Raw genomic sequence first — 17,591 nt, forward strand, 5'->3', positions numbered from 1 at the left:
AAAAACACTGTGGGAGCGAGCCTGCTCGCGATAGCGGTATCAGCCATAACATCTGTGTTGACTGATGTTCCGCCATCGCGAGCAAGCTCGCTCCCACATTCGATCTTCAGTGTTATCAAAATCGTGTCAGGTCTTCTTGACCCTGAACCACGCCGCATACAACGCCGGCAGGAACAACAGCGTCAACGCCGTCGCCACGATCAGCCCGCCCATGATCGCCACCGCCATCGGGCCAAAGAACAGGCTACGTGACAGCGGAATCATCGCCAGCACCGCCGCCAGCGCGGTGAGCACAATCGGGCGGAACCGTCGCACAGTGGCTTCGATGATCGCCTGCCACGGGGCGAGCCCCGCCTTGATGTCCTGTTCGATCTGGTCCACCAGAATCACCGAGTTGCGCATGATCATCCCCGACAAGGCGATGGTGCCCAACATGGCGACGAAACCGAACGGCTGGCGGAACACCAGCAGGAACAGCGTGACACCGATCAGGCCCAGGGGCGCGGTAAGAAACACCATGGCCGTGCGGGAAAAACTGCGCAATTGCAGCATCAGCAACGTCAGCACCACGACGATGAACAGCGGCACGCCGGCGTTCACCGATTGCTGGCCGCGGGCGGCATCCTCTACCGTACCGCCCACTTCCAGCAGATAACCGTCCGGCAGCTCGGCACGAATCGGGGCCAGGGTCGGGAAGATCTGCTGCACCAGGGTCGCCGGTTGTTCCTTGCCATAGATATCAGCCCGCACGGTCACACTTGGCAGGCGATTGCGGTGCCAGATAACGCCTTCTTCGAAGCCGTATTCCAGCGTCGCGATCTGTGACAGCGCAACGCTTGTGCCATTGTCGGTCGGCACCGCCAGGCTCGGCAGCAGGGACAATTCGGTGCGCTCATGCACCGTGCCGCGCAGCAGAATCTCGATCAGTTCGTTGTCTTCCCGGTATTGGCTGACGCTGGAGCCGGTGAGGGAACTGCGCAAAAAGCTCGACAGGTTAGCCGTACTCACGCCCAACGCTCGGGCGCGGTCCTGATCGACGTTCAGGTACACCACCTTGCTCGGCTCTTCCCAATCCAGATGCACATTGGCCACGTAGGGATTTTCACGAACCTTGGTCGCCACTTTCCGGGCCAGGGCCCGGACTTGTTCGATGTGCTCACCGGTCACGCGAAACTGCACCGGATAACCCACTGGCGGGCCATTTTCCAGGCGCGTGACCCGCGAGCGCAGGGCCGGGAACTGCTCGTTCAACGTGGTGATCAACCAGCTGCGCAGGGGCTCGCGGTCTTCGATGGTCTTGGCCAGCACCACGAACTGGGCGAAGCTGGGTGCCGGCAGTTGTTGATCCAGCGGCAGGTAGAAACGCGGTGAACCGGTGCCGACATAAGCCACGTAGTTGTCGATGCCCGCGTGGTCCTTGAGCAGCGCTTCAAGGCGCTTGACCTGCTCGGCGGTGTTGCTCAGGGACGCGCCTTCGGCCAGCTTCAGGTCGACCATCAGCTCAAGTCGCCCCGAGGCCGGGAAGAACTGTTGTGGCACGAAACGGAACAGTGCCACCGAGCCCACAAATAACAGCACAGTCAGCACGATGACGGTTTTGCGCCGCCGCACGCACCACTCCACCAAGCGCCGGACACGCTGGTAGAACGGCGTGCCGTAGGGGTTGAACTGGCCATCAGCGGTGCCGTGTTTGGCGGCATGAATTTTCGCCAGGTCCGGCAACAGTTTCTCACCCAGGTACGGCACGAACACCACCGCGGCCACCCAGGAGGCCAGCAGCGCCAGGGTAACGACCTGGAAAATCGAACGGGTGTACTCACCGGTGCCTGACTGCGCCGTGGCGATCGGCAGGAAACCCGCAGCGGTGATCAGCGTACCGGTGAGCATCGGGAATGCGGTGCTGGTCCAGGCATAGCTGGCGGCCTTGATCCGGTCGAAGCCCTGCTCCATTTTGATCGCCATCATCTCGACCGCGATGATCGCGTCATCCACCAGCAGACCCAACGCCAACACCAGCGCGCCAAGGGAAATCTTGTGCAGGCCGATGCCCAGGTAATACATCGCGGCGAAGGTCATCGCCAGCACCAGCGGAATCGCCAGGGCGACCACCATCCCGGTTCGCAGCCCGAGGGAGAAGAAGCTCACCAGCAACACGATCGTCAGGGCCTCCACCAGCACCTGGACGAACTCGCCAACACCGGTTTTCACCGCCGCCGGCTGGTCCGAGACCTTACGCAATTGCATGCCGGCCGGCAGGTTGTTCTGGATACGGGCAAACTCCGCCTCCAGGGCCTTGCCCAGAATCAGAATGTCGCCGCCGTCCTTCATCGCCACGGCCAGACCAATGGCATCTTCGGCCATGAAGCGCATGCGCGGGGCTGGCGGATCGTTGAAACCGCGATGCACATCCGCGACATCGCCGATACGGAACGTGCGATCAGCGACACGAATGGGAAAGTCGCGGATCTCTTCTACTGTCTGAAAATTTCCCGATACCCTTAGTTGGACTCGCTCGCTGCCGGTTTCGAAAAAACCTGCGGTCGATATTGCGTTCTGCTCTTCCAACGCCTGCTGGACTGCCGCCAGCGGCACGCCGAGGGTCGCCAGCTTAACGTTCGACAGTTCGATCCAGATTTTCTCGTCCTGCAAACCCAGCAGTTCAACCTTGCCCACATCCTTGACCCGTTGCAGTTGGATCTGGATGCGATCGGCGTAATCCTTGAGCACGCCGTAGTCAAAACCATCGCCAGTCAGCGCATAGATATTGCCGAAGGTGGTGCCGAACTCATCGTTGAAAAACGGCCCCTGGATGCCCGGCGGCAAGGTGTGACGGATGTCACTGACCTTCTTGCGGATCTGGTACCACAACTCGGGAATCTGCGCCGAATGCAGGGAATCGCGAGCCATGAACGTCACCTGGGATTCGCCCGGGCGGGAGAACGAGACGATTCTTTCGTAATCGCCGGTTTCCATCAGTTTCTTTTCGATGCGTTCGGTGACCTGGCGAGAAACCTCCTCGGCCGTAGCCCCCGGCCAGTTGGTGCGAATGACCATGGCCTTGAAGGTAAACGGCGGGTCTTCGCTCTGGCCGAGCTTGGTGTAGGAAAGCGCGCCGACGATTGCCAGCAGCAACATCAGGAACAGGACGATCTGGCGGTTACGCAGCGCCCATTCGGAAAGATTGAAGCCCATCGGGGATTACTCCTTGGCCGCCAGATTGACCACGCGGTTGGAGCGATCCACCGGCCGCACCTGCTGGCCGTCGAGGAGCACGTGCACACCGGCTGCGACGACCCAGTCATTGGGGCTCAGCCCTTCAAGCACCGGAACGGTTTTTTCGCCAAACGGGCCGACGCGCACCGGGACTTTTTTCAGGGTGTTATTGCCGTTGACTACCCACACGTAAGTGGCGCCGTTCTCGGCGGTGAGTGCAGACAGCGGCACCGACAGCGACACCTGGTCGCCGGTCTGGATAAACACTCGGGCACTCTGGCCCAACTCAGCCGGAACACTGCCGGCGGTGAAGGCAACGCGAGCGGCGAAGGTGCGGGATCTGGGATCGGCGGCTGGCGACAGTTCGCGGATGCGTCCGCTGAAACGCTGATCGGGCTGGCTCCATAGCTCCACCGAGACCGGCTGACCAATCTTGAACCGGCCAAAGCCCTGCTCCGGCAGGCTGATCAGCACTTCACGCTCGCCGTCAGTGGCGAGGGTGAAGACCGTTTGACCGGCCGACACCACCTGCCCTACCTCCACGGAACGCCGGGCAACCACGCCATCCTGAGGCGCACGCAGCACCGAGTAACTGGCCTGGTTGCTGGCGACATCGAATTCAGCCTTGATCTGCTTGAGCCGCGCGGCACCGGAGCGGTAGAGGTTTTCTGCGTTGTCGTACTGGGAGCGGCTGACCATCTGCCGCTCCATCAAGGTTTTGTAGCGATCACGTTCAGCGCGCACCAGGTTCAGGTTGGCTTCGGCGGCGGCGACTTGGGCACGGGTGGCTTCCAGCTGCAGGCGCACGTCCTGGGGATCGAGCTCGGCCAGGGGCTGGTTGGCCTTGACTCGCTGGCCCTCTTCGACCAGTCGTCGGCTTACTTTGCCGCCGATGCGAAAGGCCAGGTCTGGCTCGAATCGCGCCCTGACTTCACCCGGATAACTTTCCATCGCCTGGCCCGAAGGCTCTGGCTGCACCACCATGGCGGGGCGCACGGCAAGGGACACGGGTTCGTCCTGACCACACGCAGACAATAAAAAAACCAGGCTCACTGGCAGGGCGAGGGGCAAGGCATAGCGGAACATGGCGAGTGACCTTTCGCTAATGGTGCTTGGAATAATTATACTGACGAGTATGTTATTAATAGCAAACTCACCAGTCCAGTATTAAAAGCGAATAATGTCGAACAATCTTTCACCTCCCAACGGCCCAGGCCGTCCGAAGGATCTGGCCAAGCGCCAGGCCATTCTCGACGCGGCAAAAAAACTCTTCGTCAGCCTGGGGTATGCCAACACCAGCATGGACGCGGTCGCCACCGAGGCCGGTGTGTCGAAGCTGACGGTCTACAGCCACTTCAACGACAAGGAAACGCTGTTTTCCGCTGCCGTGGTGGCCAAGTGTGAAGAGCAAGTGCCGCCGCTTTTCTTCGAATGGCCTGACGGCGTGCCGATCGAACATGTGTTGCTGAACATTGCCCGTGGTTTTCACCAACTGATCAACAGCGACGAATCGGTGAACCTGCATCGGTTGATCATGGCCTTGGGCAGTCAGGACCCGCAGCTGTCGACGATCTTCTTCGAAGCAGGCCCGCAACGGATGCTCTCAGGCATGGAAAGGCTGCTGAACAAGGTCAACCAGAGCGGCGCCCTGAGCATCGACAAACCGCGCAATGCGGCGGAACACTTCTTCTGCCTCATCAAGGGTGCGGCGAATTTCCGCTTGCTGTATGGCTGCGGCGCACCGCTGGAAGCCGCAGCGGCCGAGGCTCATGTCGAGGAAGTGGTGGGGTTGTTTATGCGCGCTTATCGGCCGCAGATCATCTGATAGATTCTCGCCGACTGGGCGGGCCTCATCGCGAGCAGGCTCGCTCCCACAGGGTAAGGTGTAGTTAACACAACACACATCTGTGGGAGCGAGCCTGCTCGCGATGGAGGCGACGCGGTCTCAGGCCTTGAGCGCCTTCTTGGGATAGATGTCGTAGCGGCTGGATTTACCCTCAAGCCCGTGGCTGGGTTTTGGCCCTTCGATGCACGGTGCCTTGCGCGGACGCTTGACCACGACGCGGTGAGTCGCCAGGGCCAGGGCCGCGGCCAACAACGCCGGAGCGTCCAGGTCGTCGCCCACCAGCGGCCGGAACAGGCGCATTTCCTTCTTCACCAGGGCCGTTTTCTCACGATGAGGGAACATCGGGTCCAGGTAGATCACCTGGGGCGGCTCGCCTTGCCAGTTGCGCATCACCTCGATGGAATTGCCCTTGAGCAACCGCATGCGGGCGACGATCGGCGCCACGTCGAAGTCCTCCGCGCCTCGGGCCAGGCCATCCTCGAGCAATGCGCCGATCAGCGGCTGGCGCTCGATCAGGCTCATTTCACAGCCCAGGCTGGCCAGCACAAACGCATCCTTGCCCAACCCGGCCGTGGCATCCAGCACACGCGGACGTACGCCCTGGGCCACACCGACGGCTTTGGCGATCATCTGGCCGCTACCGCCGCCGTACAAGCGGCGATGGGCCGCGCCGCCTTCGACGAAGTCCACCCGCACCGGTCCCGGCGCATCCGGCCCCAGTTGCTGCAATTGCAACCCCTGCTCACCGACCTGCAAGGCAAACTCGCCATCGTCCACCTGCAACGGCAGGTCAAGGCGCTGTGCCCAGTGCTCGGCCTGCGGCTGGAAGGCCGGGGCCAGGGCCTCAACATGGATGCGGCAGGCCGCGGGTTGATCACTCATGGAAGTTGTTCATTCTTGGAAACATGCTCAAAAAATTAAGGATCGGCAAAAACGGCCGATAACAACGGTGAACGGCATTTTGCCAGAGCTGAGCGTCGACCGAGAAAAATGTCAGACATTCAATCCACATCGATAGGCGTCATCTCCCCTTACGGCGATTACAGCCTGCGCAACACCCAAGCCCTGAGCGGCGTCAGTCACCTGTGGCAGGATTTTTTTGCCCGGGCCCTGGCCGATCAACTGGGTGATAACGCACCGGCGCCTGGCAGCTACCAGCCAGTTGCCCTCGATGCGGCTGTTGAACCGACCCTCGGCGCCGAATTGCTCGAGCACATTGTCAGCCAGCGCAACTGCCAAGTGACAGAAACCCAAGTCAAACCGCCTGAGCCGCTGTTCCTGCCAATCGCTGAATTTGAACTCGACCTGCTGGACAAACCCTTCCCGCCGTTCCCGCCGGAAGAAATCGCCACCCAGCAAAAACAGCAGACCTTCGAAAGCAACTGGGTTCGCCCTCTGGTGCTTGCCGCCGGCCAACCGCTGCCAGAACCGGGACCTGCGCCTCAGCCACGTCCACTGCACCTGCCGATTGCCGAATTCGAACTGGACCTGCTGGACAAGCCGTTCCCGCCGTTCCCGGAAGAGGAACTGGTGGCACAGCAGAAGCAACTGGACTTCGATACCCGCTGGGCACGCCCGATCGTGTTGCAGAACCTGCGCATCGCCGCCTGAATCAACGGCAAATCCACCACGGCCCGACATCCAGATGAAAATGGTTGCGGTGCGCCGCGTTGTAATCCGGACTCAAGACCACATTGAACACGTCACAGGCACCGTCGCGCACCTGGCGCAGGAATTGGGCGTGGGTGTTGTCCTTCGGCCAGTCCTTGAGCACGTTCACGCGACGGCCGTCCGCCAGGCGAAACCCGGCGATATCCAGCGCACTGGCCGTGGCATGCTGGCTGCGCGCCCCGCTCTCCCGACCGTACATATTGCGACAGGCGAAACTGCCCAGATGATCGACCTGCACCACTTCCTGCCCATAGGTCGCCAGCGCCGCCGGCTGCAGCGCGTGACGTTCAAACAAGGCGAACGCCACCGCCAGCGGGCAACTGGCCAGGAAGCTGCTGCTCAACGCCACCTCGCCGCCCTGCACCCTCAGCACATTGCTCAGCGGGCAACTGGCCTGGGGACTGCTGTCGGCCTGGCGGGTGGCCCGCAGCCCCGAGGTCGCGAGCGCCTGGTCGCATAACTGCGGATCGTTGCGCAGGGCCATGAGTTTGTAACGGGTCAGCAGGTTCGGCGGCGCATTGACGTCCAGGGGCGCCCAGGGATTCCATTGTGGCGGCACCGACAGCCAACCGCGCCATACCCCCAGCACTGCGACGCCAACAACCAGCACCAATAGCGTAAAACCTTTCAAAACCCGCACGACAATGCCTCGGGCCTCAACCCTTGAATAATTGGTTGGCCTGGTTGAAGGGCATCGAACGACGGGTGAAGGTGAACGAGCCCTGTTCGCGGATTTCCTCGGCGGCGCGGAAAAACTCGCCATACGCCGCCAGGGCCAGCGCGGACCCGACACTGATGCGCTTGACGCCCATCTCGCTCAGCTGCGCAACCGTCAGGTCCAGCGCCCCGGACATCAACACATTCACCGGTTTCGGCGCCAGCGCCCGGACCACCGCCAGCACCTGCTCGGCCGAGCGCAAGCCTGGGGCATAGAGCACGTCGGCACCGGCATCGGCGAACGCCTTCAGGCGGGCAATGGTGTCATCCAGGTCGGGCTTGCCGTGCAGAAAATTCTCCGCCCGGGCGGTCAGCACAAAGGGATACGGCAGACTGCGCACCGCGTCAGCCGCAGCTTTAACCCGCGCCACGGCATGCTCGAAGCCATAGATCGGGCTGTCTTCGCGCCCTGTGGCATCTTCGATCGAGCCACCCACCGCGCCGGCCTGCGCCGCGCGGATCAGGCTGCTGGCGCACGCCTCGGGGGCATCGGCGAAGCCGTTCTCCAGATCGACCGCCACTGGCAAGTCAGTGGCCGCCACAATCGCCCGGACATTGGCCAGGGTGTCATCCAGCCCCGCGGCACCATCGGGCCGTCCCAAGGAAAAAGCGTAACCGGCACTGGTGGTGGCCAGGGCCTCGAAGCCGAGACTGGCAAGCATCTTTGCCGAACCGGCGTCCCACGGGTTGGGAATGACGAACGCGCCTTCGCGTTCATGCAAGGCTTTGAAGGCCTGGGCTCGACGGGTTTGCGCATCCATGGAAATCACTCCTGAGCAGAGGAAATTTTCGCCTCAGAGCAAACCCAGTTGCTCGGCGGCGGGCTCTCTGTATAGCTCAGGCAGGGCCGGCAAGCCAGGCAAACGGCTCATCAATCGGCGATGAAAGTGTTGCGCGAGTTTGGCCGCCAGCACGTTGTCGGCGGTGTGCAGAAAGATATAAGGCGTGCGCCCCTCTTCGATCCACCCGGCGATTTTTTCCACCCAGGGGGTCAGGAACGGTTCGTTGGCCTCCAGCACTGGATGGCCGATGAAACGCACCTGCGGGCAGTGGGTGAACGCGGTCGGCCGGGGCGGCACACGCGGTTTCTTCGATTGAGCATGGAGCACGGCAGGATCGGTCGAGGTGCAACTGAACAATGCCCGGGGATCCAGACAGATGCGTTCTACCCCGCGATCAAGGAGCAGGCGGTTGAGCTGTCGTTCGGCATCGCCTTTGGCAAAGAAGTCACCGTGACGGACCTCGACGGCCAAGGGGCGCTCGAAGGCATCAATGAAGCCCGCCAACTCCGGCAATCGATTCGGGGTAAAGGCCTTGGATAACTGCAACCAGAACGGTGAAACCCGTTCGCCCAGGGGGCTGAGCAATTGCACGAAGGTTTCGACGGCCGTCAGGTGCTCACGCAAATCGCCATTGTGGCTGATCTCACCGGGCAACTTGGCGGTGAAGCGAAACTGCTCGGGCATGGTCTCGGCCCAGCGCTGAACGATGGCCGCAGAGGGGCTGGCGTAGAAGGTCGTATTGCCTTCCACGGCATTGAACACTTGAGAATAGAGTTTCAGGAAATCGGAGCTTTTGGCGTCTTGCGGATAAAGATAATCGCGCCAGGCGTTTTCGCTCCAGGACGGGCAGCCCAGGTAGTAAGGCAACCCCATCAGATGTAGAGATCGAGTCCCAGCACTTCCATATCCCAGTCAACGAAACCGGCAGTGCTCAGGTAGCTGGCCAGGGCCGCGGATACACTGCGGCTCATGGCGCGGTGATACAGCATGTCTTGCTGACGGGCCGGAAGATTGCTCAGGCGTTGCGCCGAGGCTTTGGCAGCGCGGGCGGCCAGTTGCTCTTCGGACGGAAATTCCAGTTCGCCATCGACGTCATCGAAGGACTCATCCGCAGCAGCTTTGCCTGCACGAGGCCTGCGTTTGATGGGGTAGGACTGGGATGAAACGCCGTCTATACGCATAACAGAATGCTCGGTATCAATGATGGCAATTTAGCGGCACTTTCACAGCCGCGCAAATGCGCAAGTGATAACTAGAGCACATAAAGTCAAAAAGGTTTAAAACCGACTCGAAAAAATGACGACTGGTAATATTGGCGTGACTTTTGGGGGAGCAAATGACTTTGTAGGAGCAAGGCTTGCCCGCGATGAAGATGACGCGGTCCGCCGGAGAACCGGGGCCCCCGTATCGCGAGCAAGCTTTGCTCTCACAACGCCTGGGTCTACCGTTCGGATTTGGGTGTTGCAACCTTGTCCCGTAAGTACACCGGTTGTGCATCGTCGGCCGGGATGGCTTCGCCGCGCTCCCAGGCGAAGCGGGCCAGGGTCAGCAGGTCTTCGGCATGGGGCAGCATCGAGGCGTCCTGGCCGCTGAGGGGGACGGCAATCCGCTCGCCGTAGCCCCAACCGGTCCCGGCGCCGAACCAGTCGCCGCTGGCGTTGGCAGGCAACGCCGCCGCTTCGGGGGGGAGCACCGCTTCGGCGCCCACCAGGCGCATCTCACCCTCGGACTCGCGGTAGCAGCCCCAATACACCTCATCCATGCGCGCATCGATGGCCGCCGCGACCTGGCTGACGCCCTGTTCACGCAAGGCGCGCTGGGCGAGTACCGCCAGGTTGGACACCGGCAACACCGGCCGCTCCAGGGCAAACGCCAGGCCCTGCACCACGCCGACGGCAATGCGCACGCCAGTGAACGCTCCCGGCCCACGACCAAAGGCAATCGCATCCACCGCCTGCAAGGTGGTCCCTGCATCGCTGAGCAATTGCTGGATCATCGGCAGCAGCTTCTGGGCGTGCAAGCGCGGGATCACCTCGTAATGGCTCGTGACCTTGCCGTCGTGCAGCAAGGCAACGGAGCAAGCTTCAGTCGCGGTATCCAGGGCCAGCAAGGTGCTCATCGGTGTGTCCGTAAATCAGATGGGGAAAAGTGCGCCAGTATAAACAACTACGGCCCGCAAGCGGGCCGTTGTTATTTGCTGCACAGCAGACTTGTCAGCTCAGTGCTTCAAGCACCTTGCCGGTGATCGCTTCAACCGAACCAACGCCGGCGATGTAGCTGTACTTGGGCTTGCCCTGGGTCTTGGCGGACAACTTCTGGTAGAACTCCACCAGCGGCTTGGTCTGGGAGTGGTAGACCGACAGGCGATGGCGCACGGTTTCTTCGGTGTCGTCCTTGCGCTGCACCAGTGCTTCACCGGTGATGTCGTCCTTGCCGGCGAGTTTCGGCGGGTTATAGACGGTGTGGTAGACACGGCCGGACGGCTCGTGGACACGGCGACCGGCAATGCGTTGAACGATCTCTTCGTCGTCGACGGCGATTTCGACAACGTGATCCAGCTCCACGCCAGCCGTAACCAAGGCTTCGGCCTGCGGAATGGTGCGCGGGAAACCGTCGAACAGGAAGCCGTTGGCGCAATCGGCTTGAGCGATGCGATCCTGGACCAGCGCGATGATCAGGTCATCCGACACCAGGCCGCCGGCATCCATGATGCTCTTGGCCTTGACGCCCAGCTCGGTGCCGGCCTTGACCGCGGCACGCAGCATGTCGCCAGTGGAGATTTGCGGGATACCGAATTTTTCGGTGATGAACTTTGCCTGAGTACCTTTACCGGCCCCGGGAGCTCCCAGCAGAATGACGCGCATCGATGTGCTCCTCAATTTTTTTATGTAAACGCTCGGATTCGCCTCGTGGGGCCAATCTCGGAAAACAGGATCGTGACCGCCCAAACGGCCAAAGGCTGATCAAGATACACAGCAGGCCCGACCCACACAAGCCGCCGAAAGTCGAAGGAACCCGCGCCTGACGCGACCTTGGGAGGAGGTGGCGATCGTCGCAACCGGACAACAAACTGTCGCCCGACCGACCTCCTCCCTGCCCAACCGGCCTCCGCCCGGGGGATACCGGACGGGCCGTTTCGGTACGCCGCTTAACCTTAGCCGGTGTTGCGCAAACCGGCGGCAATCCCCGCCACAGACACCAGAAGCGCCTGTTCCACGGGGCTGCCCTGGGCAACGTCCTGCTGCCGGGAACGGGCAAGCAGTTCAGCCTGCAACAGGTGCAACGGGTCGAGGTAGGTATTACGCAGACGAATGAATTCCAGAGTGTCAGGGCTATGTGCCAGTAGCTGCGACTGACCGGTCAACCCCAGGACCACCGCGCATGCCTGCGACAATAGGTCGCGTAAATGCTCGCCCAACGGTAGCAACCCAGGTTCGACCAAACGCTCATCGTAGGAGCGCGCGATGTCCGCGTCGGCCTTGGCCAGCACCATCTCCAGCATGTCGATGCGGGTGCGAAAAAACGGCCATTGCTCGCGCATCTGCCCCAGCAACTCGCCCTCGCCGCGCTCCAGCGCCTTGCCCAGGGCGGTCTCCCAACCGAGCCAGGCCGGCAGCATCAGGCGCGTCTGGGTCCAGCCGAAGATCCACGGGATCGCCCGCAGGCTTTCGATGCCTCCGGCCCGGCGCTTGGCCGGCCGGCTGCCCAGCGGCAGACGGCCCAGCTCCTGCTCCGGTGTGGACTGGCGGAAATACTCGACGAATTGCGGATTTTCCCGCACCACGGCGCGGTAAGCCTTGACCCCGTCGGCCGCCAGTTCATCCATCAGATGACGCCACTGAGGAGTGGGCGGCGGCGGTGGCAGCAGTGTCGCTTCCAGCACGGCGGCGAGGTACAGATTGAGATTCTGTTCGGCGATGTCCGGCAGGCCAAATTTGAAACGAATCATTTCACCCTGCTCAGTGGTACGGAACCGCCCGGCCACCGAACCCGGCGGTTGCGACAGAATCGCCGCGTGAGCCGGACCGCCGCCACGCCCCACGGTGCCTCCGCGGCCATGGAACAACAGCAGTTCGACTTGCTGTTCGCGACAAATGTCCACCAGCCGTTCCTGGGCTCGATACTGTGCCCAGGCCGCCGCTGTCGTGCCGGCATCCTTGGCCGAATCGGAATAGCCGATCATCACCTCCTGAGGCCCTTGCAGCCGCGATCGATAGCCCGGCAGCAGCAACAATTGCTCGATCACCGGCCCGGCGTTGTCCAGGTCGGCCAGGGTCTCGAACAGCGGCACCACCCGCATGGGTCGCAACACGCCGGCCTCTTTCAACAAGAGCTGCACCGCGAGCACATCGGAAGCGGCGCCCGCCATCGAGATCACGTACGAGCCCAGGGACGCCGCCGGCGCCGCCGCCACTTCCCGGCACGTGGCCAGGACTTCCGCGGTATCGGCCGACGGTTTGAAATGAGCGGGCAAAAGCGGACGCCGGTTGTTCAGCTCCTCCAGCAGAAAGCTGATGCGCTGCTCCTCGCTCCAGTCCTCATAGCGGCCCAGGCCCAGGTAGTCAGTGATTTCAGTCATGGCTGCGCTGTGGCGCGTGGAGTCCTGGCGTACATCGAGGCGCACCAGGAACAACCCGAACGTCACCGCCCGGCGCAAGCAGTCGAGCAGCGGCCCGTCGGCGATCACGCCCATGCCGCACTCGTGCAGGGACTGGTAGCAAAGCTCCAGCGGGTCCAGCAGTTCGCGGTTGTTCTGCAACACATCGGCAGAGGCTGGGGTGGTGACTTTCAGGGACGCGTGCGCCCAATTGCGCGTGGCGCGCAGGCGTTCACGCAATTGCTTGAGCACGGCACGGTAGGGTTCAGCGCTATCACCGGCCTGGGCGCGCAAAGCCTCGCTGGCTTTTTGCATGGACAGCTCAGCCGCCAGGTGATCAACGTCGCGCAGGTACAGATCTGCCGCCATCCACCGCGCCAGCAACAGCACTTCGCGGGTTACCGCAGCGGTGACATTGGGGTTGCCATCCCGGTCGCCGCCCATCCACGAGGCAAAGCGGATCGGTGCAGCCTCCAGCGGCAGGCGCAAGCCGGTGGCGGCATGCAGGGCCTGATCGGCCTTGCGCAGGTAGTTGGGAATGGCTTGCCACAGCGAATGTTCGATCACCGCAAAGCCCCACTTGGCCTCGTCCACCGGGGTCGGCCGGGTGCGGCGTATTTCTTCGGTATGCCAGGCTTCGGCGATCAGCCGTTGCAGACGCTCGTGGATCTGCGCACGCTCGGCGCTGGTGAGATCGCGGTGGTCCTGGGCCGCCAGTTGCGCGGCGATGGCATCGTATTTCTGGATCAGCGTGCGCCGGGCCACTTCCGTGGGGTGGGCGGTGAGCACCAGCTCGATTTCCAGCCGTCCCAATTGCCGCGCCAGGGACTCGGCGCCATGGCCCTCGGCCCGCAATCGAGCAAGCAGTTCGGGCAACACCCGCGCCTCGAACGGTGCCGGTTTGGACTCTTCGCGTCGGTGGATAAGTTGATACTGCTCGGCGATGTTGGCCAGGTTGAGGAACTGATTGAACGCCCGCGCCACCGGCAGCAGTTCGTCCTCGCCCAACTGATTGAGGCTGGCGCTCAGTTCGGCGTCCATGGAGCCGCGTCGATCGGCCTTGGCACCCTTGCGGATCTGCTCGATCTTGTCGAGAAACCTGTCCCCGTACTGTTCGCGGATGGTGTTGCCCAGCAGCTCGCCGAGCAGGTGAACATCCTCGCGCAAGCGTGCATCGATATCGGTCATCAGCAGTTCTCCAGCAAAAGGTCCGGACAGCTCTTGGGTTAGACGTTTTACAGAGAGTGCCGACGCAAGACGTTTATGACAAGCGACGAGGGGACATTAAACCTTGTCGGACAAAGCTAGTCTTAACAGTAAGCCACACAACGGCTTGTCACTCTGCGCGCCTGCCATCCGCGGGCTATTGAGGCCATCATGAAAATCCGTGAGCTCGCCCAACACTGGGAAGAAAACGCCAAGGGTTGCCTGACCCAGACCGGCTACACCATTCACCTGGACGTGGAGGCCGCCGCACGACTGGCGGCGATCTGCGAGATGTACCCCAAGCGCCAACCCGAGGAACTGCTCGGCGAATTGATCGGGGCGGCGCTGGAAGAACTGGAAGCCAGCTTCCCTTACATCAAGGGCTCGCAAGTGGTGGCCACCGATGAAGAGGGTGACCCGCTCTACGAAGACGTCGGCCCGACCCCGCGTTTTCTCGCTCTGTCGCGGCGTCATCTGCATCAACTCTCCTCGCAGAATGACAAGTCCAAGCACTAATTTTCTTTAGGAGCGGGGCTGCGATCTTTCCCAGACGACAGATCAAAAGATCGTCCGAACGCAGCCCCAGCCTTCGCCAGTTCCTACATGCGCTCCCCACAAAAACGCACGCCTCCTACGCCGGGAATACCGCTGCGCGCCTTGAAAGTTCAGCTTTTCTGCTGTTGACCAATCAGTCAGTAAAACTTTTGGCGATTGGCCATCCTCGCTGAACTTTTGAAAAACGCCTCAGGTCACACCGAGTAACCATACTGGAACGGTCGTTTAAATAAACGCGCCCCGGCGCCAGCGCCGAAACAGACGTCCCGGCTTCGGTCCCAGCATGGATCTGTAGTTTTTTCAGGAGTTTTCCAATGGAGTTGAAGCCTATGAATACCTGCACTGCCAAACCCTCATCCACTGGCCTGCGCGGCCTGAAGTTGGCTGCCCTGGCGATCGGTAGCAGCTTCATCCTCGCCGGTTGCGCCGGCAACCCGCCCTCGGAGCAGTACGCGGTGACCCAATCGGCGGTCAACAGCGCCGTCAGCGCCGGCGGTACCGAATTCGCCGCCGTGGAAATGAAGTCGGCCCAGGACAAGCTCAAGCAGGCCGAAATCGCGATGCACGACAAGAACTACGAAGAAGCCAAGCGTCTGGCCGAGCAGGCCGAGTGGGACGCCCGCGTCGCTGAGCGCAAGGCCCAGGCCGCCAAGGCCGAACAGGCTCTCAAGGACTCCCAGAAAGGGGTTCAGGAACTGCGTCAGGAAGGCATGAACAAGCTTCAGTAAGCCGTTCACGCCGCGACGTACTTCTCATTGATAAAAGGACGACAGACTATGATGCACAAACACTTGATGATCCCCGCCCTGCTGGCCGCCTGCGTCTCGCTGGCCGCGTGTTCCACAGATCCGAACGCTAATCTGGAACAGGCCCGTACCAACTACAACGGTCTGCAGGCTGACCCGGCGGCGACCAAGGTTGCGGCTCTGGAAACCAAGGACGCCGCCGACTTCCTGGCCAAAGCAGAAAAGGCTTACATGGACAAGGAAGATGAAGCCAAGGTCGACCAGTTGGCCTATCTGACCAACCAGCGCGTGGAGGTGGCCAAGCAGACCATCGCCCTGCGCACCGCTGAAGCCGAGCTGAAAAACGCCGGTGATGAACGCGCCCGCGCACTGCTCGAGGCCCGTAACGCGCAGATCAAGCAACTGCAAGACAGCCTCAACGCCAAGCAAACCGAACGCGGCACGCTGGTGACCTTCGGTGACGTGCTGTTCGCCACCAACAAGTCCGAGCTGCGCTCCAGCGGCCTGGTCAACGTGAACAAACTGGCCCAGTTCCTCCAGGAAAATCCCGACCGCAAGGTGATTGTCGAAGGCTACACCGACAGCACCGGTTCGGACTCCTACAACCAGTCGCTGTCCGAGCGCCGCGCCAGCTCCGTGCGTATGGCACTGGTGAAAATGGGCGTCGACCCGGCGCGCATCGTGACCCAGGGTTACGGCAAGGAATTCCCGGTAGCGGACAACACCAGCGTCTCCGGCCGTGCGATGAACCGTCGGGTCGAGGTGACCATCTCCAACGACAACCAGCCAGTCGCCCCGCGCTCGACCATGAGCGCCAACTGATCGGCTGACTGCAACTGGAAAGCCCCGCCTGACGTGATCAGGCGGGGCTTTTTTATCGGCCAACACATTTCCCTGTGGGGGCGAGCCTGCTCGCGATAGCGGTGGGTCAGTCAATGCAGTTGCGACTGGTCCACCGCTATCGCGAGCAGGCTCGCTCCCACAGGGGAATTATGGCTGGGTTATGGCTCGAGCTTCTGCGGCGTCTCCTGCCCCATGCAGCGCACCGCACGCTTCTTCTCATTGATCAGCACGCCGGTCAGGCCTTTCTGTTCGGTGTCGAACAGCACCAGCACACCATCGATGCACTGGGCGACCTGGGGGGCAGGCTCCAGGGCGACTTTGTAGTCTTCGCCCGGCACGGTCTTGAGCATGGTGAACTCGTTGAGCAGCAACGCATCCTCGGGTTTGGCGAAGTGCAGGTAGCCGTAGTACCAGAGCACCGCGACGGTGCCGAGGATGCTGCAGATACCGGTGATGATCAGGGGGATGGCGTTACGTTCTTCGCTCATTGCGGGCTCTCTGAAGATTCAACGGATGATTTCGGATAATTCGGGATCTCGCCCAGGCGGCGCAGGCCGTCGAAGTGCCAGGGGTCGTCGAGATAGCGCAGCATCACCGTTCGCCAGACCGGGTCGGCGAATGTCTGCACATGCCCACCGCGAGTCAGTTGCAGGACCCGGGGCGGCGGCGCAGCTTGATACAGACGGATGCCGTTGGAAAGAGGCACGATCGGGTCATCGAGGCTGTGGTAGATCAATTTCGGTACGCCCTTCAATTGCGCCACCGAACCGATTGCACTGTCACCGTCGGGCACCAGCCAGGACAGCGGCACCTGCAATGCCCAGGTCAGCCATGAAGTACTCAGGGCAAAACGCCCTACGTCGCGATAACTGGCGGGCACGCCATCGAGCACCAGGGCCTTGAGTTGCGGCTGACGCTCGGGATGATCGGCCAGGTAATGCACCGCCAGCGCGCCGCCCAGGCTCTGGCCGAGCAGCACCAGAGGCTTGCCTTGAACCTGTGGCGCCTGGTCGAGCCATTTGAACGCCGCGTCGATGTCCTGATAGATCGCCGGCAGGCTCGGCTCGCCTTCGGACCGGCCGTAACCGCGGTAATCCACCATCAATACCTGGTAACCCTGCTCGGGTAACCACCAACTCCCCCCCAGATGCCAGGCCAGGTTGCCGCCGTTACCGTGCAAGTGCAGTACCGTGCCCTTGACCTCCACCCCTTGTTTGACCGGCAGCCACCAGCCGTGGAGCCTGACACCGTCGGCGGTGGTCAGGGTGACGTCGCGGTAGTCGAGCTTGGCCCGTTCCGGGGTAAAGGGCAGGCCGCGTTCGGGGTAGAACAGCAGGGAACTGCAACCGCTCAGGGTCAGCAGCAGGCATAAGATGCCGAGGGTTCGCATCCGGTGAAACCTCGCAAAAAATAAA

At 61.9% G+C, this 17,591-nt stretch carries 17 protein-coding genes; 5 read left to right on the forward strand and 12 right to left on the reverse strand.

Features of this window, described 5'->3' with window-relative positions:
- Positions 1–126: 126 nt before the first annotated feature.
- Together HQ912_RS23010 and HQ912_RS23015 are read right to left on the reverse strand one after the other, a co-directional pair.
- On the reverse strand, positions 127–3,192 hold the full coding sequence (locus HQ912_RS23010) for an efflux RND transporter permease subunit (RefSeq protein ID WP_076386200.1): 3,066 nt from the start codon (positions 3,190–3,192) through the stop codon (positions 127–129).
- A gap of 6 nt (positions 3,193–3,198) precedes the next feature.
- Entirely contained in the window at positions 3,199–4,299 is a 1,101-nt protein-coding gene (locus HQ912_RS23015; protein WP_047227544.1) for an efflux RND transporter periplasmic adaptor subunit, read from the reverse strand.
- A gap of 94 nt (positions 4,300–4,393) precedes the next feature.
- Between HQ912_RS23015 and HQ912_RS23020 the strand changes: the two genes are divergently transcribed.
- A complete protein-coding gene (locus tag HQ912_RS23020) occupies positions 4,394–5,038 on the forward strand; it encodes a TetR/AcrR family transcriptional regulator (protein WP_047227543.1) in 645 nt (214 codons plus the stop codon).
- A gap of 120 nt (positions 5,039–5,158) precedes the next feature.
- Here the strand turns inward: HQ912_RS23020 and HQ912_RS23025 are convergent, their stop codons facing one another.
- The gene (locus tag HQ912_RS23025) at positions 5,159–5,941 is read right to left on the reverse strand and encodes a class I SAM-dependent methyltransferase (protein WP_047227542.1); all 783 of its coding nucleotides are present in this window, start codon (positions 5,939–5,941) and stop codon (positions 5,159–5,161) included.
- 108 nt (positions 5,942–6,049) lie between these two features.
- Between HQ912_RS23025 and HQ912_RS23030 the strand changes: the two genes are divergently transcribed.
- Positions 6,050–6,670 (forward strand): hypothetical protein, encoded by a 621-nt coding sequence (locus tag HQ912_RS23030; RefSeq protein ID WP_047227541.1) that lies wholly within the window; start codon positions 6,050–6,052, stop codon positions 6,668–6,670.
- A 1-nt stretch (position 6,671) separates the two neighbouring features.
- On the opposite strand, the gene HQ912_RS23035 is transcribed toward HQ912_RS23030, so the two are convergent.
- The 7 genes from HQ912_RS23035 to ppc all read right to left on the reverse strand — a co-directional run bounded on the left by HQ912_RS23035 (position 6,672) and on the right by ppc (position 14,014).
- Positions 6,672–7,370, reverse strand: coding sequence for an extensin family protein (locus HQ912_RS23035; protein ID WP_047227540.1), 699 nt, complete (start codon positions 7,368–7,370; stop codon positions 6,672–6,674).
- 16 nt (positions 7,371–7,386) lie between these two features.
- Positions 7,387–8,208: an oxaloacetate decarboxylase gene (locus HQ912_RS23040; RefSeq protein WP_173407347.1), complete on the reverse strand. Its 822-nt coding sequence runs from the start codon at positions 8,206–8,208 to the stop codon at positions 7,387–7,389.
- A 33-nt stretch (positions 8,209–8,241) separates the two neighbouring features.
- Positions 8,242–9,102: a DUF72 domain-containing protein gene (locus HQ912_RS23045; RefSeq protein WP_173407348.1), complete on the reverse strand. Its 861-nt coding sequence runs from the start codon at positions 9,100–9,102 to the stop codon at positions 8,242–8,244.
- Positions 9,102–9,410, reverse strand: coding sequence for a hypothetical protein (locus HQ912_RS23050; RefSeq protein ID WP_173407349.1), 309 nt, complete (start codon positions 9,408–9,410; stop codon positions 9,102–9,104). Before HQ912_RS23050 ends, HQ912_RS23045 begins: the two co-directional genes overlap by 1 nt.
- 260 nt (positions 9,411–9,670) lie before the next feature.
- Complete coding sequence (tsaB, locus tag HQ912_RS23055; RefSeq protein WP_047227536.1) at positions 9,671–10,348, reverse strand: tRNA (adenosine(37)-N6)-threonylcarbamoyltransferase complex dimerization subunit type 1 TsaB; 678 nt, start codon at positions 10,346–10,348, stop codon at positions 9,671–9,673.
- Between the two features lie 94 nt (positions 10,349–10,442).
- Positions 10,443–11,093 carry an adenylate kinase gene (adk, locus tag HQ912_RS23060; RefSeq protein ID WP_047227535.1) on the reverse strand — a complete coding sequence of 217 codons (651 nt, stop codon included), beginning with the start codon at positions 11,091–11,093 and terminating at the stop codon, positions 10,443–10,445.
- Positions 11,094–11,383: 290 nt separating this feature from the next.
- Positions 11,384–14,014, reverse strand: a complete 2,631-nt coding sequence (ppc, locus tag HQ912_RS23065) for a phosphoenolpyruvate carboxylase (protein ID WP_047227534.1) — start codon at positions 14,012–14,014, stop codon at positions 11,384–11,386.
- A gap of 189 nt (positions 14,015–14,203) precedes the next feature.
- On the opposite strand from ppc, the gene HQ912_RS23070 reads away from it, so the two are divergent.
- From HQ912_RS23070 to HQ912_RS23080, 3 genes are all read left to right on the forward strand, one after another.
- Positions 14,204–14,548, forward strand: a complete 345-nt coding sequence (locus HQ912_RS23070; protein ID WP_047227533.1) for a hypothetical protein — start codon at positions 14,204–14,206, stop codon at positions 14,546–14,548.
- 353 nt (positions 14,549–14,901) lie between these two features.
- Positions 14,902–15,315, forward strand: a complete 414-nt coding sequence (locus tag HQ912_RS23075) for a DUF4398 domain-containing protein (protein WP_047227532.1) — start codon at positions 14,902–14,904, stop codon at positions 15,313–15,315.
- A 51-nt stretch (positions 15,316–15,366) separates the two neighbouring features.
- Positions 15,367–16,155, forward strand: coding sequence for an OmpA family protein (locus HQ912_RS23080; protein WP_047227595.1), 789 nt, complete (start codon positions 15,367–15,369; stop codon positions 16,153–16,155).
- Positions 16,156–16,334: 179 nt separating this feature from the next.
- Here the strand turns inward: HQ912_RS23080 and HQ912_RS23085 are convergent, their stop codons facing one another.
- Both HQ912_RS23085 and HQ912_RS23090 read right to left on the reverse strand, forming a co-directional pair.
- Positions 16,335–16,664, reverse strand: coding sequence for a hypothetical protein (locus HQ912_RS23085; RefSeq protein WP_047227531.1), 330 nt, complete (start codon positions 16,662–16,664; stop codon positions 16,335–16,337).
- Entirely contained in the window at positions 16,661–17,566 is a 906-nt protein-coding gene (locus HQ912_RS23090) for an alpha/beta hydrolase (RefSeq protein ID WP_139051075.1), read from the reverse strand. The genes HQ912_RS23085 and HQ912_RS23090 overlap by 4 nt, the downstream gene beginning before the upstream one ends.
- Positions 17,567–17,591: the final 25 nt, after the last annotated feature.

Origin of the sequence: Pseudomonas sp. MPDS, from assembly GCF_013283895.1 — a bacterium.
In the GTDB taxonomy this organism is placed as follows: Bacteria; Pseudomonadota; Gammaproteobacteria; order Pseudomonadales; family Pseudomonadaceae; genus Aquipseudomonas; species Aquipseudomonas rhizophila.